Origin of the sequence: Aneurinibacillus thermoaerophilus, from assembly GCF_019603355.1 — a bacterium.
Classification (GTDB): Bacteria; Bacillota; Bacilli; order Aneurinibacillales; family Aneurinibacillaceae; genus Aneurinibacillus; species Aneurinibacillus thermoaerophilus.
This window is the reverse complement of sequence record NZ_CP080764.1, coordinates 1,468,501-1,484,483: the sequence shown is the minus strand read 5'-3', so window position 1 is coordinate 1,484,483 and position 15,983 is coordinate 1,468,501. Positions and strand designations below refer to the sequence as shown.

At 44.5% G+C, this 15,983-nt stretch carries 15 protein-coding genes and 1 pseudogene; 8 read left to right on the top strand and 8 right to left on the bottom strand.

Going from position 1 to position 15,983, the window contains the following annotated elements:
- Positions 1-305: 305 nt before the first annotated feature.
- The 3 genes from K3F53_RS07820 to K3F53_RS07810 are packed head-to-tail and all read left to right on the top strand — an operon-like array spanning position 306 to position 3,170.
- Positions 306-1,313, top strand: coding sequence for a FecCD family ABC transporter permease (locus K3F53_RS07820; protein WP_220560200.1), 1,008 nt, complete (start codon positions 306-308; stop codon positions 1,311-1,313).
- On the top strand, positions 1,310-2,347 hold the full coding sequence (locus K3F53_RS07815) for a FecCD family ABC transporter permease (RefSeq protein ID WP_057899090.1): 1,038 nt from the start codon (positions 1,310-1,312) through the stop codon (positions 2,345-2,347). Before K3F53_RS07820 ends, K3F53_RS07815 begins: the two co-directional genes overlap by 4 nt.
- 19 nt (positions 2,348-2,366) lie before the next feature.
- The gene (locus tag K3F53_RS07810) at positions 2,367-3,170 is read left to right on the top strand and encodes an ABC transporter ATP-binding protein (protein ID WP_057899091.1); all 804 of its coding nucleotides are present in this window, start codon (positions 2,367-2,369) and stop codon (positions 3,168-3,170) included.
- Between the two features lie 40 nt (positions 3,171-3,210).
- On the opposite strand, the gene K3F53_RS07805 is transcribed toward K3F53_RS07810, so the two are convergent.
- On the bottom strand, positions 3,211-4,383 hold the full coding sequence (locus tag K3F53_RS07805; protein ID WP_057899092.1) for a pyridoxal-phosphate-dependent aminotransferase family protein: 1,173 nt from the start codon (positions 4,381-4,383) through the stop codon (positions 3,211-3,213).
- 260 nt (positions 4,384-4,643) lie between these two features.
- Here K3F53_RS07805 and K3F53_RS07800 point away from each other — a divergent pair, with 260 nt between their 5' ends.
- A complete protein-coding gene (locus K3F53_RS07800) occupies positions 4,644-5,483 on the top strand; it encodes a metallophosphoesterase (protein ID WP_091260662.1) in 840 nt (279 codons plus the stop codon).
- Positions 5,484-5,520: 37 nt separating this feature from the next.
- On the opposite strand, the gene K3F53_RS07795 is transcribed toward K3F53_RS07800, so the two are convergent.
- Positions 5,521-6,621: an MGDG synthase family glycosyltransferase gene (locus tag K3F53_RS07795; protein WP_091260664.1), complete on the bottom strand. Its 1,101-nt coding sequence runs from the start codon at positions 6,619-6,621 to the stop codon at positions 5,521-5,523.
- 129 nt (positions 6,622-6,750) lie between these two features.
- On the opposite strand from K3F53_RS07795, the gene K3F53_RS19895 reads away from it, so the two are divergent.
- Entirely contained in the window at positions 6,751-7,320 is a 570-nt protein-coding gene (locus tag K3F53_RS19895) for a YkoP family protein (protein ID WP_057899094.1), read from the top strand.
- A 323-nt stretch (positions 7,321-7,643) separates the two neighbouring features.
- Here the strand turns inward: K3F53_RS19895 and K3F53_RS07790 are convergent, their stop codons facing one another.
- The 4 genes from K3F53_RS07790 to K3F53_RS07775 form a co-directional block, all read right to left on the bottom strand.
- Positions 7,644-8,060, bottom strand: coding sequence for a FixH family protein (locus tag K3F53_RS07790; protein ID WP_057899095.1), 417 nt, complete (start codon positions 8,058-8,060; stop codon positions 7,644-7,646).
- A 127-nt stretch (positions 8,061-8,187) separates the two neighbouring features.
- The gene (locus tag K3F53_RS07785) at positions 8,188-8,916 is read right to left on the bottom strand and encodes an MOSC domain-containing protein (protein WP_057899096.1); all 729 of its coding nucleotides are present in this window, start codon (positions 8,914-8,916) and stop codon (positions 8,188-8,190) included.
- A gap of 224 nt (positions 8,917-9,140) precedes the next feature.
- A complete protein-coding gene (locus K3F53_RS07780) occupies positions 9,141-9,503 on the bottom strand; it encodes a GyrI-like domain-containing protein (RefSeq protein WP_057899097.1) in 363 nt (120 codons plus the stop codon).
- Positions 9,504-9,965: 462 nt separating this feature from the next.
- A complete protein-coding gene (locus tag K3F53_RS07775; RefSeq protein WP_091260666.1) occupies positions 9,966-11,267 on the bottom strand; it encodes an IS91 family transposase in 1,302 nt (433 codons plus the stop codon).
- A gap of 396 nt (positions 11,268-11,663) precedes the next feature.
- Between K3F53_RS07775 and K3F53_RS07770 the strand changes: the two are divergent.
- The 3 genes and pseudogenes from K3F53_RS07770 to K3F53_RS07760 all read left to right on the top strand — a co-directional run.
- A pseudogene (locus K3F53_RS07770) lies at positions 11,664-12,104 on the top strand (L,D-transpeptidase); the annotation flags it as partial.
- Positions 12,090-12,359 carry a peptidoglycan-binding domain-containing protein gene (locus K3F53_RS07765; protein ID WP_327851215.1) on the top strand — a complete coding sequence of 90 codons (270 nt, stop codon included), beginning with the start codon at positions 12,090-12,092 and terminating at the stop codon, positions 12,357-12,359. The pseudogene K3F53_RS07770 and the gene K3F53_RS07765, both read left to right, overlap by 15 nt.
- 765 nt (positions 12,360-13,124) lie before the next feature.
- Complete coding sequence (locus K3F53_RS07760; RefSeq protein WP_057899099.1) at positions 13,125-13,646, top strand: hypothetical protein; 522 nt, start codon at positions 13,125-13,127, stop codon at positions 13,644-13,646.
- Positions 13,647-13,673: 27 nt separating this feature from the next.
- On the opposite strand, the gene K3F53_RS07755 is transcribed toward K3F53_RS07760, so the two are convergent.
- Positions 13,674-14,174 carry a hypothetical protein gene (locus K3F53_RS07755; protein WP_057899100.1) on the bottom strand — a complete coding sequence of 167 codons (501 nt, stop codon included), beginning with the start codon at positions 14,172-14,174 and terminating at the stop codon, positions 13,674-13,676.
- Positions 14,175-15,347: 1,173 nt separating this feature from the next.
- A complete protein-coding gene (locus K3F53_RS07750) occupies positions 15,348-15,500 on the bottom strand; it encodes a hypothetical protein (protein WP_156424065.1) in 153 nt (50 codons plus the stop codon).
- Positions 15,501-15,983 lie beyond the last annotated feature (483 nt).

Genomic DNA, 15,983 nt, shown 5'->3' with positions numbered 1-15,983 from the left:
AACAACTCCCTCTTTCTCTACCGCGTTGTACAAGATTTATGAAAATGATTATCATTAACGGCTATAATCATATCCATTTTCTCTTTCTGTGTCAATCATTAATTTTGATAATGAATTTCAAAATCATTGACATAGATATAGAATCTTCGTAAACTTTATCGCAGATAGAAAAACTCGCGTGCTGTACCCGCTTGTCCTTTTGCTGCTGATGTAGCAAAAACGGACGCTTTGCGTCGCTGCGGGCGGTGCACAGCTTTGCAAGTTTTCCTGGCTCTATGCAATCGGAAGGAAAGTAGGATGGCAACATGAAAGGAATACTAACAACTCCCCCACTAAAAATTTTCGGGCTAATCATCGGGTTTGTCTGCATAGTCATGGCTATGTATACAAGCATTGTGTTTGGAGTGATCGATACAAATTGGAAAACGGTGGTCGATGCCTATACCCATTTTAATGGAACAAACGAACATATTGTAATTAAGGAAGTGCGAGTTCCCCGCGCCTTTATCGCGCTGGCGGTTGGCACTTGCCTTGGCATCTCCGGGGTGCTAATCCAAGCTTTGACGCGTAATCCGCTCGCAGACGTGGGAATTCTCGGCATTAACGCCGGCGCTTCTTTGTTTATTGTAATCGCTGTGGCATTCTTTTCTTTCAGTACGCTTGCCTCTCTTACATGGGTCGGCTTTTTTGGAGCCGCGGCAAGCGGACTGTTCGTATATTTTCTTGGATCTCTCGGCCGGGACGGCGCTACGCCCCTGAAATTGACCCTCGCAGGCGCCGCTATATACGCACTCTGTTCTTCGCTTACGCAAGGCGTTCTACTATTTCGAGAATCGGCAATCGAAGAAGTGCTGTTCTGGTTGGAAGGTTCGGTAGCCGGGCGCAAACTCGATGTGCTTGTTTCCGTGTTGCCGTATATGATAGTAGCAATCATCGGTTCGCTGCTTATCGCGAAACCTATCAATACACTCATGCTCGGCGAAGATGTGGCAAAAGGGGTCGGACAGCGGACAGCGCTCGTTAAGGCTATAATGGGAATTCTGCTTGTCATGCTGGCTGGAAGTTCCATTGCCGCAGCCGGGCCTATCAGTTTTGTCGGCCTGATTATTCCACACATCGCCCGCTTTCTCGTCGGAATCGATACGCGCTGGATGGTGCTGTACAGCGCGCAGTTGGGCGCGATTTTGCTGCTGATTGCGGATATTCTGGCACGGTTCGTTGCCATACCTAAAGAACTTCCCATCGGAGTCATTACAGCTCTCCTGGGCGTGCCATTCTTCATTTATGTGGCCCGAAAGGGGGTTCGCGTATGAAAAATTATGTTCCTATCCGTGGTCAAAAGTTTCCTGTTTCTTTTTTGCTTGACAAGCGCTCACTTTTCTTTAGTCTTTTATTTTTCCTGCTTACGCTTGTGGTGCTCCTTCTAAGCGTTGGCATGGGAGATTTTTTCATTCCACCTGCTGATGTGGTAAAAACGCTGTTGGGCATTGGTTCGAGCGAACATGCGCTTATTATTCAAACGTTTCGTCTACCACGAGCATTAGCGTCGGTTCTGGTTGGAGCTTGCCTCGCCGTTTCCGGGGCTATCCTCCAAGGTATTGTACGCAATCCGCTGGCCTCCCCTGACTTGGTGGGGATTACGGGCGGCGCTTCCGTTACAGCGGTTAGTTTTATTATTCTGTTTCCAACAGCAAGCATCGCATGGCTTCCGCTCTCCGCAATGGTGGGCGCGATAGTCATGACGCTTTTGATTTATATGCTGGCTTGGCGCAAAGGTATCAGTCCGTTCCGGCTGGTACTCATCGGTGTCGGCATTCAGGCGGCGATGGCCGCTTGCACTAAGCTGTTACTTGTCATTAGTCCGATCTATTTGACAAGTGAAGCAATGGTCTGGCTTGCGGGAAGCGTGTATGGCTCAAACTGGAAAGATGTGCTTAGCCTTTTGCCATGGGCGATCGTTCTCATTCCGTGCGCTTTCTTCTTGAGCAGAAGCGTGAACGTACAGCAGCTTGGCGACGACATTGCCACCGGAGTAGGACAAAGGCTAGAGCGAGACCGCTTCATCCTGCTGGCCGTTTGTGCGACGCTGGCAGGCGCGGCGATCGCCATCGGTGGGGCGATCGGATTTGTCGCGCTACTTGCCCCGCATATTGCCCGTAAACTGGTCGGCTCTTCTTTCGGCGGGCTGCTTCCTGTGGCTGCATCGGTGGGAGCGTTCATGGTTACAGGCGCCGATTTAATCGCCCGTACCGCATTCTCGCCGCTCGATTTGCCGGTCGGTATTTTTACATCGGCCATCGGCACTCCGTTTTTCATATATTTGCTTTATAAATACCGGAATCACTGAAAAAGGGGATGGTATGATAATGAAAACGCTGGAAACGGAAAATCTGACGCTCGCATACGGGGAACGGATTATTATTAATGAATTAAACATGACGATACCAGAAGGAAAAGTGACGGTATTTATCGGAAGCAACGGCTGTGGAAAATCCACCCTGCTCCGCTCTCTGGCGCGCTTATTGAAACCGAAATCCGGGTCTGTATTGCTGGACGGCCACAGCATTTCCCGTTTATCCACAAAGGAAGTAGCACGGCGTCTTGCCATTTTGCCGCAATCAACGGCAGCTCCCGAAGGACTCACTGTCCTGCAATTGGTGAAACAAGGCCGATATCCGTACCAAAGCTGGCTGCGCCAGTGGTCAGAAGAAGACGAAAAAATGGTAACCTGGGCGTTAGATGCAACACAAATGAGCGAGCTCGCCGAACAGCCGGTAGATTCCCTTTCCGGCGGCCAGCGTCAGCGGGCATGGATCGCGATGGTGCTTGCTCAAGGAACGCATACACTGCTGCTTGACGAGCCGACCACATATCTTGATATGACGCACCAACTAGAAGTGCTTGATATTCTTGCTGAATTAAACCGGAACGAAAAACGGACAGTTGTTATGGTGCTTCACGATTTAAACCTTGCCTGCCGGTATGCTGACCATATCGTCGCAGTGCAAAACCAGACCGTATACGCCGAGGGTGCTCCTGAGTCGGTGATGACGGAAGATTTGGTACGGGCGGTCTTTAATCTTGACTGCCGCATTATTAAAGACCCAATTTACGGAACGCCGATGTGCATTCCGTACAGTAAGCATGAACGAAAGCGAAATGCTGGCTAATAAAAAAACAAACCTCCGCCAACATAGCGGAGGTTTGTTCTCAGCCGTATATCGTTTCGAGCATGGCCGCACAACTTTCGTTCGAACTGGTTTTGTACCCGTGCTGCTCCAACACTTGTGCAAGTGCCGATAGGAAGAGAAGAACATTGCGCGGCTGACAAGAATAGCCCATCAAACCGATGCGCCATACTTTTCCTTTGAGTGCTCCCAATCCGCCGCCAATCTCAATGCCGAACTGTTCCAGCAACTGCTTACGCACTGCCGCTTCATCAATACCTTCCGGGATGCGCACAGACGTAAGCTGCGGCAAGCGGTATTCTTCTGCCACATGCAACGACAATCCCATCGCTTCTAAACCGGCCTGAAGCGCCTTCCCGAATTTCCAATGTCGCTCCCACGTCTGTTCCAGCCCTTCCTCCGCTACCAAACGCAGCGCTTCGCGCAGGGCGTAATTCATGCTAATCGGAGCTGTATGATGGTAGAAACGCTCCTGTCCCCAGTAATTTTGAAGCATGGATAGATCAAGATACCAGCTTTGCACCTTGGACGTACGTTTCGCCAGCGCTTCCTGCGCCCGTTTGCTGAACGTTACCGGTGAAAGGCCCGGCGGCGCGCTTAAGCATTTTTGCGTTCCGCTGTAGCACGCGTCTACTTCGTTTTCATCTATCCCCACTTTGATTCCACCGAGCGACGTTACCGCGTCCACAATAAAGAGGGCATCGTGTTCGTGCACAAGTCGCGAAATTTCGAACAATGGCTGAAGGGCGCCGGTCGATGTCTCGGCATGCACGACCGCTACTGCCTTAACACCAGCATGCTTTTCAAGCGCTGCTTTTATTTGCTCTGGCTGGATGATCTCGCCCCACGGTGCCTCCACTCTGATGACTTCAGCACCACAACGTTCCGCTACATCCGTCATCCGCTCGCCAAAAAGGCCATTGACACCGATGATAACCTTATCGCCCGGCTCCAGTATATTTACAAACACCGTCTCCATCCCAGCGCTACCAGTGCCCGACATCGAGAGCGTAAGCTCATTCTTTGTTTCAAAAACCATTCTGATTAGCTCCATCGTTTCGTTCATAATTTGTAGAAAAGACGGGTCCAAATGACCGACAAGCGGCATTGCCATCGCCTTCAGTACGCGCGGATGAACATCGCTCGGCCCCGGCCCCATTAAAATACGGCTTGGCGGATTTAATTCTTTATACATCTCTCTCATCCTTTCCTATGTATGATGGAAAAAAGGGGGGTTCGCTTCTAAAAATAGTTTATCCCTTCCATTCAAAAACATCAAACAATTTCAACAATAAAATCGACAAAGCCCGCTTGAAAATTCTTTCAAGCGGCCGCTCGTTCCTCATGTTCAATGCTAGCTATAGGGTCTTTATCCAATATTTCATCATTTTCATTCGGGTCGATTCCCTTTATTATATAAATTACGTGATTGAAAAACGAGAAAGGAGGATTATCATGCTTATCATTACCTTTATCCTCTTACTAGGCTTGTTTTTTGGAATCCGCCGTGCATACCGCAACACATTCGATGTACAAGTGCAAAAAGTAGAGATTCCACTGGACTTGCCGCAGAATAAAGAAATAAATATTCTGCACCTTTCCGACATGCATCTTGAAAATCTTTCGATCACACCTCAAACTCTGTATGAAAAAGTAAAAGATTTAAATATAGATCTTATTGCCCTGACCGGGGATCAGCTTGAGCGTCAGAAAAATATCCAGCCGTTCATGGAATACATTAAGGTGCTGAAACAACTCAATGCGCCTCTCGGCATTTACGTTGTCTTTGGCAACCATGACTATCTGCTGCACAAGCACCATCTTGAACTCTTCCGCAAAACGCTGGAGAGCCATGGTTGCATTGTTCTGCAGAATGAAAACAGAGTCCTACAACTGGGTGATACTGTGCTTAACATCATCGGCATTGATGATTTCAGCACCCGTCGAAGCAACATTGCCAAATCGTATGAAGGGGTTAAAACAGGCATCAATCTTGTATTAACCCATGATCCGAATGTCGTGCTTCATATGGATGATGTGCCTTACGATTACCTTCTCTCCGGCCATTTCCATGGCGGCCAAATCCACTGGCCGAAACCTTACCACTTGGTAAAAATGGGGAAGTTGGCTAGAATGAAGATTATCAAGGGCCTGCATTACCGAAACGGGAAACCTTACTACATCAGCGAAGGATTAGGGCAAACCGGGGTGAATATTCGTACAGGTTGCCGTCCGGAAATTACGCTCCATACGCTTAAAGGAAAAGAAAGCGAAAAAATAACACGTGCCAGCTAAAAGTCTCTAAACGTGTGAATCGTTTGGGGACTTCTTTTTATTCCACTAGTTCCTTTATTTTCTCCCAGGCCATTCCTTCCTTATCTTGATGATAGCGTTCAATTATTTTCATCCAATTGCTTCGTTCTTCTTCGTTCTGCAAAACGTTTAGTATTTGTGTTTCATACGGCGAATGGGATAAAAGTCTGTATACCAATTTTTGTGATTCCAGGTAATGCAGGTTCACTTCTTCCTGACCGGGCAAAACGGAATGGACGAAGATGGGAAGTTTCTTCCACAAAGCTTCGCTTATCGTTACGCCTCCTGGCTTGGTAATGATAGCGTCCACTTGTTCGTACCAATCATTCATCTGCTTTCTCGATGAAATAAAGGAAAGCGGTTGAATATGTTCCATTTTCCAAGAAGCAATCTCATGGAAAAGCTCTTTATTATGGCCACAAAGAATAAAATAGCGAAACTCGGTAGCATGCTTCATTTTTTGCAATAGAGAAAGAATGTCGCCCAGTCCGTTACTTCCTCCTGATATCAATATTTTGTAAGGCGGAGATACAGGAAATTTCCTATCGGTCGTGTGAAACTGCTCATCTACTGGAATACCGGTTATGTGAATTCGTTCCTCAGGTATATTGTACTTTCCCATGAGTTCGTTCTTTAGTGAACTAGCAGGGACAAAATGGAAGTCAATTCCTCGACGTCCCCAAATTTCGTTAATAAAAAAGTCAGTATACACATTAATGGCAGGCGTAAAGATTTTCCCCTGTTCTTTCAGCCTGCTTATTAAAAAAGAAGGAAAAGCATGGGTACAAACCAACAAATCCGGTTTTTCTTCACGAAGCAATTGTTCCATTTTGTCCTGAAATAGTCTTTCATACCATGCTAATTGGTAATTTTTTATGCCGCTTGCCGAACAGGCGCAATGCTGATACGTCCATTTATACGTCTGCGGCGCGTAATAAATCCACCTCATATATATACCGGTCACTATTTTTTCTAAGTGTCTGTTCGCATACCACAAAAAATCGATTTTTCGGCACGAGATTCCCTCCGCTCTTTTTTCCAATGAGCGCATAAGGGCATCGGCGACTTGATGGTGACCTGAAGGAAGTTGCAATAATGGAAAAAAAAGAACTTTTTTCATGCTTAGTATCAGACTCCTTTATATTCATTGGGAAAAAATTGTGATGCATACTTACTCTCGTTGCTACGCATTAATAAGAAAAAAATTGTCTCATCATCTGTTACACCAGCATGAAAGGAGGCATCTGCATTGGGAACGTGGATTCAACTCTGGTCATTTATAGACAAATTTTATTTTTCGTGTTCTCAATTAGAATATGTAAACAGAAAAGAAAAAAACATTTTCCGCGTCAAGCTTATTCGTTATCACGGGCAACATCTCACTCTTTCGGATGGAACACGTATATGTCCCAACGATCTTCTTCTGAAAATACATCTCCATAATTGTTTGCTTATGGACGAGATGAAAAACATTCTAAACGACACAAAACGAGCCCTGTATGTTTATCATCGTGTGCAATCCTCGCTGCCCGAGCTGGCCCATTTTATTTTTAAACACCCACAGAGAGACAACATTAAAGGCATCATTGGCATTACCATGCTATCCCGCGGGGTAAGTCGCCTAGGATTCGAGGTAAAGGATATTCAAAACCGCTATTATCGAAATATGAAGCAATTATATATGAAGCCAATGTTTATTTTATGCCATCCGGATAAAAAAGGAGTTTTTAGACAAAAAAATCCAGTTCCTAAGTTCCTTCTGATGTCAAAGGAACAAATATTTAATAAATATTTACAAGCACAGGACTTACCCACATAATAGATAATAACACCAAGCTGTAGGTCGTTCGCAGCGGATACGAAAGAAAAGCGCGACTCCCTGGCTGTGGTTGATCTCTTCTTTTGTATCCTTATTTTCTTCTGTCATTGTACTCGCATTGCGCTACACGAATGAGCCATTTGCTACAAACAACGGGCTTCGATGGGCAACTTATGAGTGGGTATTCATACATTTCATGGCCCTAAAAACAAAAAAAGTCTTTTGAAGGAAAGAAAGAGGCTAAACCCCCGCTCCTTTAAAGACTTTTTTATATTCATGCATTCACTTATTTCAATTGTTGAAAAACTATACATTTAGTTTGATTAGCGCTGTACAGCACCGGACATCGGTTGTACATTCACCGGCACTTTATTCATATTGTGCATGCCTCCAGCATTGACATGATACATAATGTAGTATTGTCCTGCTTTATCAAACGTATATGTAATCGAGTAGACCCCGTCTCCCGTTTTCTTGGCGGCAATCATCTGTTTCTTTTCTTGATTTTCTTGTCCGATTTCAAATTTAACATCTTCCGCATCATTGACCGGTCGTTGCTTCTGCGTGATTCGAGCGGAAATCTTCACCGGTTGTTTTTCTTTCACGCTTTCGGGCATAATCGTAAGCGAAACCTCTACTGGTACCGGCTTCTGCCTTTCCTCTGGCGTGCTATTCTGGCCACACCCGATTCCCCCCCATACAATTAACAAAAGCATAAAACCAAACAAAACTTTCGACATTCTCACTTTCCTACATTCACCCTTTCCAGCATATATAACGATATTGATATACAAAATGCATCTGTCTACTTATTTCTCGATGTTCTCTATGCTCCATCCGCTATTCATATCGTTCCTGACTCTACTGCTAATATGATTGCCATAAATAAATCTTATCTCCGACCTTGATTTCACCCGTCTTAATCACAGAAGCGTAGACTCCGAAATAATTGTTCCGCTCCCGAACTACCGTTTTTAACAGAGAAGGATCAAACGCGCACGTATCGGGGTTAATCGTGATCATCATGCACCGTTCACAATGCCGCTTTATTTCCAGCTCCGCTTCCCCCATCATCATTCGCTTCCCGAACCAATGGTCTTCTGCAAATGGAATATTTTCGTACATGGCGATAAGAATATTAGGTCGAAAACGTCTGTGATCCACTTTATCTCCCCATAATTCCTCAAGTTTGGCAAGCGAAGCGTCCGTAGCAAGCAAAACATTCTCTTCTTCAATCGCTCCCAATGGAATATGGTCTGGAGAATACTGTATCGTTGAAATGCTTCTGCCTGACTTCTCCTCCAATTCTTTCGTTAATGCTTCATCTCCCCAAAAATACGTTTTTCCGCTGGGCGATGTAATCTTAACCTGTGGAAACTTCTCCAGACTCTCTTGCCCGATAAATTCCGCCTGATAGCCAATCATCGCCGGAAGCTGCGTGGCTGTCAAAAATTGGCCGGGTCTCGTTCCATCCAAAAAAGCATGACTGCGATCCCCATACAACCCATAAGGCTGGATCGTTGTCTTCCGTACGCTTTCCCCCCGAAATGACTTCACGGGATGGCGAATAATTTCTTTAATTTCCCCAATCAGCATCTTTATTATCCTTTCAACAACATTTTTTCTAAATATAATCTTATCAAAATTTTTCATTTAATTGTAAGAATTACTACTATCGAGCGATTTGCAAAACGCTCTTCTTACATAAACCAAGTTATCGGACACAGCAAAACAGTTGATCTGGATGAACCGGATCAGCTGCTTTAGTTTTACATTTTACGTATTATCGGACGTATTAAAAATAAATATTACGCTTAGTATTATGATTTTACAACAGGAATTTGGATTTCAGTAACGTGTTTATCTTCATTAGACGTTGACCAGTATCCCTCAAGGTGTACTTCTCTACTAGGTCCTGCAATTTCATATCCGTTCATTTCCATCCACTTCTGAATAGCCGTGTAAGCATCAGCTAATTTATCATTATTACCTTTATGGATAACACAAGCCATCCTCTTGACCGCTTTTAATTTCCTGATCTTGATTCTTTCTGATTCAGGCAGATTACCCATAACAGGCACTGCAACTTCAATATTTACATCATTTTCACTGTCGTCAGAAGAATAATAAACCGCAATAGGAGAAACAATTTTTACATTGTGATGATTTAATAAGAATTCCAAGCTTAATTTAAATATAGATGATCTTCAGTCCTTCTTCCCTGATCCTATCCCTGAAAATGGTATAGAACTCCGCGATGAAACGATAAAAAGAAAGCAAGATAACTTGAACATGCTAAAAAGTCTGGTGCCTAATGTAATTAAGTAATCATAAGTGTAGAATAAAATATCATTTCAAAAACTTTCATTATAGATTATCCGTTATAAAAATTAAAAATTTTCGCCATGATTGATTATCTATTTTCAATAATTTCGCTTACGTTAATGAGAAAAACCGGGCATGCGCCCGGTCCTTTTTACTTCTTAACATCTTCAAGCCTATAAATTTGACCATGTACTCCCTCGTAATATTCAGGGTACATTTCCCCCCCACACTTTTCACAACTAAACTGGGGAGGGACCGTAAGGTCCCCATCATCCATCGCATCAAAAGAGCGGACCGTATCATACGGAATTCCTTCTGTTTCATTGCACACCAAACAGACGTAATTGACCTTGTTTTTCGCTCGAAGAAATCGAGATACGGTGATTACGCCTTGCTTCTTGTGTTTTTTCTTCTTTGACTTTGCCATGTTCAATCTCCCTCGTTAGATATCTCCTTGCCATGTCATCGACAGCGTATCTTACTTTTAATTCGCCGCCATGCAGCCATACTTCTCCCTTGTATTCATAATAACATTGGCATCGAGGGCATATCATTGGATCTTTCCCTGTTCCTTCTTTAATCCGCTCTCTCCATGTTCTCCTTCGGAGAATCTTTCGCACATTTACAATCCATTTTCGTACTTCTTTTTGCCATACAGATACAAGTCTCTTGCACATTGCTTTTAGTTTCCGGGAATATACACCGTAATGACGGATAACCTTAAACTGTTCATCTGGAATATGACGAATTAAACGGGAAATAAACTCCTCAACAGAAATCGTTTCCCGCTTTTCTTTCTGCTCTTTTTTGTCATAATACCGAAAGGTAACAAATTCGCCGTCATACTCCTCAATACGATGTAAAGCAATCGCAGGACGACGAATATAACGTCCGATATACTTCAACTGCTCCTTTACATTTCCTTTCTGTTTAGGAGCATATACATAAAAACCCTCGGCATTTGCCGAATACGCTTTTTGTAGCAAAGGTTGAATCTTTTTCTTTTCTATCTCACTTACTGTACGGCGAATAAGTTTTAAGACAACCACTTGCCACTGCTTTCTCAACATGGAAAACGGAATATAATTATATACCTTCCATTCTCCATTTTCTTTCATACCTCTCATGGTAACGAGCATATGCACATGGGGATTAAAATTAAGGCGGGAACCAAACGTATGTAAGCCAGCAATAATACCAGGTGTTACTCTAAACTTCTTTTTAAACCAGCCCTGCACCAGTTTAACTGCTTCATCCATGAAAGGTTTTAGCATCTCACGATGCTGTAAAAAGATATTCCGTAATCCTTCATCTATCGTAAAAATAACATGTCGATGACATACTTGAAACATATCTTCTGCCAATAAGCGTCCCCACTCCTCGGTTTCCCCATTGGAGCAACTTGTACAAAATCTTCCCTTGCAACGAAAAGTCATTTTCCGAACATGATGACACCCTTCACATACAAAGAGTTTAAAGCCATTCTCAGATGTACCACATGTACGAAATTTTTCAATTTCTTTAATCACATTTGGACGTATACGATTTCCATACTTTTCAACAAATCGCTTCCAGTGTTGACGCTCATCAAAAAAAATACGTTTCAAAATATTTGTCTCCATACCTTCATCTTACAATGAATCCAAAAAGAAAGGGACCTTCCGGTCCCACTTTTCCACTTTAAAGCAACATATACTTTCTTATACGATAAGAAAAGCAGTAGCCCTTTGCCCTGGCCATCAGAAATGTTGTTTATTAAGAAGAGTCAAAAAAATGGCCTTATGACAAACAAAATTAATTCCTGGCTATGATAGGCGACAGGAACCGATTAGTTTAAGATGGGAGTTTAACGATTTTAGTACGAATACAGCACGCATGATGGGAAAACGATAAGAAAAAAACCGTTCACTGCATGGAATGCTCGGCTTTATTCACGCCTTTATTGAAAAAAATTTAATTATCGACGAAAACAATCGGGTAGCATGCATGTGATTTCAGCATGAAAAGAGGTAGGTTTTATGAAAATGTTAAGAGTTTTTTTGCATAAATTTATAAAACTGGGAATCATCTGGATTGTTGTTTCTGTTTTTGTTCTCATTCTATGTACCCTAACCGCTTATTCTTCAAATGAACAGAAAGCCTCTTACGAAATCCGTATCAACCTGTGGCACCAGGATCTTCAGCTTCTTGAAGGGGGGAAAGCAATCAAGATGTTCAAAGTGGCTCCCGGTACCCGAGATACACCTTCCCCCGTAGGGACCTTTCGTATTGTTTCAAAGAGTACGGGATGGGGCGGCGGGTTTGGAAGCTGCTGGCTCGGATTAAACGTACCATGAGGAAAATATGGAATACATGGCACGAACAAACCTCATCTGATCGGTCAAAATGTAAGCCATGGCTGTTTTCGTATGCGAAATCGGGATATCGAGGAACTGTATGAAAAGGTGCCGGTCGGAACAATAGTGATCGTAGAAGGGCCGATTACCGGTCATAAAGATTTGACCTATCACGTCCTGGTACGCGGTTCGCGTGGCACGCTAGTTCAACTTGTCCAGAATCATCTTCGGGCTGCCGGCTTTTATCATGGTACATGTCACGGCATTTTTGATCGGAGTACAGAACAAGCCGTGACTCAATTTCAAAAACAGAGTAACTTGCCTGTAACGAAACAAATTCATGAGACCGATTTGCTGTACTTAGGCATTATTGAATGATAAGTTTTAGAGCTGCGGTATAAGCAAAAGCAGCCGTTCCTTTTCCAAACGGGCTGTCCTTATGCAGATCCTAACTAATGTAAATGTAAATTAAAACAGCTGATCGGGTTTTGTCCAGGTAGCTGCTTTTTTGTGTTCTATAATCTCCGTTATGGTGCGACAAGCAAGTCGCTTTCTTATATACAGTGCAACACCGGTCTCATTTGCTGGTATGCTGCTAGCCTAGTCGCAAAGGCTATCTCTGCCCGAAACAGCGTCTCTAGCAATGGAGGGGTTGGTTGCATAAGGGAAATGCGGAAACAGAGGATGAGTGCATCATCCGGAATACTGCTAGGAGAAGATGGGTAAGGCTGTACCTTACGGTACAGCTTGCGGTGACCGAAAGTGAAGGTTTGTAAGCTTCGTAAAGATTAGCTTGGGATCATGCACAGCGTAGCCCAGGTATTCGTAAGAGGAAAAGCGGAGTCATAACGCCGCTCTGATGTGACCCACATCTTGCCCGGAGTAAAGAACCCACCTGTCCCCTGACACTGAGTGTTATTATAAAATCTGCTTCGCTACACACACTAAAGCCAAGACTATTTATGACGGGAGGATGCCATATCATACAAAGTACTGTTTCTCATCCTTATCCTGAGCCTTCTCTGCCCCCCTTTCTCCGTCCAGGCTGCGTCTCCCGGAGCATCGGAGACAGAAGCATCAGCCCGGGAAAGACAATTGTTGTTTGAACATATGCAGGCCATCACCGGAATTCCATGATACTTTATGGCGGCTATTGATCAATATGAGCGGAACATCCACAAAAATTCAAAGAAAAAAGCAGACACATCCTTTTCCCATACTTCGTCGCATAAAACCGGTATTGTATTTGCGCCGGAGATATGGAACGGATTGCTAAACCCCAATTCTGAAGACACTAATCCATCAAGCATTGCTTTTTTTGGCGGAATAGGCAAAGACGGGAACAGAGTCGGCAAAGCCGATGCAGCAAACGATTTAGACGTCGTATATACGATGGCCAGCTACCTCAGTGGATTCGGCTATACTGAAGATGATATTCGGATCGGACTCTGGCATTACTATTCACGCGAAAAAAACGTGGAAATTATTTCAGAGCTGGCAGCTCTTTTCCAGCATCATCAGCGACTGAATCTGACAGGCAGCGCATTTCCTGTGCCTCTCCACTACAATTACAGCTATCGCAGTACATGGGGCGCTCCCCGCGGCTGGGGGGGACGTCGCATTCATGCCGGAAATAGTACGCGTGGGGGCAGGTGTCATATTTGAAGAGTCGGATATAACTCCATTTCCAGGTCACGCCGTTCTCTCCTTCATCTTTTGCAACTCTCGCTGAATGGTCCCTTCCAAATCCGCCGCTTTCTCTTCGTTCCGAATTGCTTCTACAAGTTCGCGAACGATGACATCAGCTCGTTTGGCCCATTCCGCCCACAAATCCTTGGGGAGCTGATGCATCTTCACGGCGCGCTCCCAAAGACTTTCAATGCCGGTATCTTTCTCGGTTTTCCTGACGAAATCCTCCGCTGCTTTTTCATTCGCCAGGTATTTGCCAATCAGAAGGACATGGAACGCTTCCTTCGATTTCTCAGACGTGAATAGTTGCCACTCCCGCCATGCCCACTGAAGAACCGCGCGTGCATAATTCGGGTTGGTGTGAAACATTTTCCCGTCGATCTTCCCGAGAAAGCCCATCAGTTTCCATTGGTGTGCGGAAAGCTTCATCGCAGGATGATCTTCCCATGTCTTTTTCTTCCGCTTTTTCCTTCGGGCGGCTTCGTGTTTTGGCCTTGTATTCATCGATCACTTGTTGTTCGCCTTTTCCCTCCAGAAGACCGATGAATTTGGCCACGCCCCCTTTTTCCTGGCAGCGAAAGCAGTGAAACGTATTCTTTACCGGATTTAGGTAAAGATGGAACCTTCAGTCCAGATAGTTATTCATGGAATCTCCTTTCTCTGCGATGACCAATTCACTAGAACGGCAAATTGTCAGTTGTAATATCGATCAGTTTTCTTGAGCAAGTAAACGGATCGGCAAATGGATCTCTAGGGGCAATGGCTTGGTTGCTGCTTGCCCGTACGAGTATCCTCTGCTTTTTCAAGGAAACAAACACCGTCCGCCACAACCTCTGTCATGTATACCTATCGTCCTTCCTGGTTTTCGTATAATCGGGTTTGCAGCCTTTCATTTACTTAGAACCGAAGAGATTGAACCCGTTGTTAGCTCTCATGGTGTTTTTGACTCAGACGATGCTATGTTCATCGAATATGTGATATGCGGAGGTGCAAAAGTAGTCATATCCAATGACCGAAGTTTGACAAAACTCCATGAGTACGTCACAGATGAAGAGGGGAAATGACTCATCCAAAAGATTGAGCTTTTGACCCTGAAGGAATTTGTAAGTAAATACAGCCTGTCATGAGTATTTCATTAGGCACAGGAAACCAAGATTTTTCAACCTCTAAGATTAGGAAGTCTTTTTTTATTTTGTCCTGCGTCCGGGCATATCAGTAGCATGGGATGAGAAATCGGCTGAAAGGAGAAGATATGAATCGAGTCATCTTGATTGGTAATTTGATATCGCCAATATTTTTTTGTGCAATTCTTACCCCTACAGCCAAACATCGGCACCGACGAGTTACAGTCAGGTGAACCGAAACAGTAACCAAATAGTACTACGTTTTCCTTACAAAAACATAAAAGAAGAGTGCCCATGTCTGGACACTCTCGTCCTTCTTGAATCCTTTCTCCACGCATATACATGTTCTTCGCGTTGAAGAACCTTACGTGTATAGACAAGGCTCTCTCCCCAAACCGTTCATTCAAATAACCAGCTGCCGCCTGCGCCGCGAACCTGTTAATAATTAACCGCTGCGGCTCAGACGCGATCAAGCCATTTTAGAGGGAGCGATCCCGTCCTCAGCCTCCAGTATATCCGGGAAACGGCGTCAGAACGGTTTTTCCGTTCAATCTCAATCCGGCTGCCACTTGCCCCGTTTATCCGGCATTGGCTTAGCGCTGCCGCTCGTCCACCCACTCTTTCTCGTCGCCGGCATGCTTGCTCCCCCGGAAGTAGCCGATATGATCTTGGTCCGATTTACGTTCCCTACCGTAAACCTCCGCAAACTCCTCATCCCATCACCTCGCGATCCAACGCCCGGTACCGGATCGCTTCCGCCCTATCCGGGCTCCCCTCTATACGATGGTGCTGCACTTTACTACAGTTCGGATAGAAAACATCGTTCATGTTCTGCTCAACCGTCTGCTCGATTTGTTTGTTGTGGTTGTAGCTGCAGTTTCGGTTTAGGTGTCGATGTCGTACTTTTACCCGATCCCGGCTCGTTTTTCTTCACAACTTCAGCATGGAAACCATCTTCTTGGGCATAGTTTTCGATCGACCCAATGCCAACATCAGATTTTTGGGCTTTCGATTGGATCTCACGGTACTTGTCAACGTTTTGCCGTCAGGCAGGTAAACAGCGACTAGTGTCAGCTCTTTCTCCAGCGGATAGGGTATAGATTTTCTTTTTCCATGCGATGTGAATTCGGTTCAGTTTCGTATGACAATGTGGGCACACTTGGATTTCTGATCGGAAATAAGAGGTTTT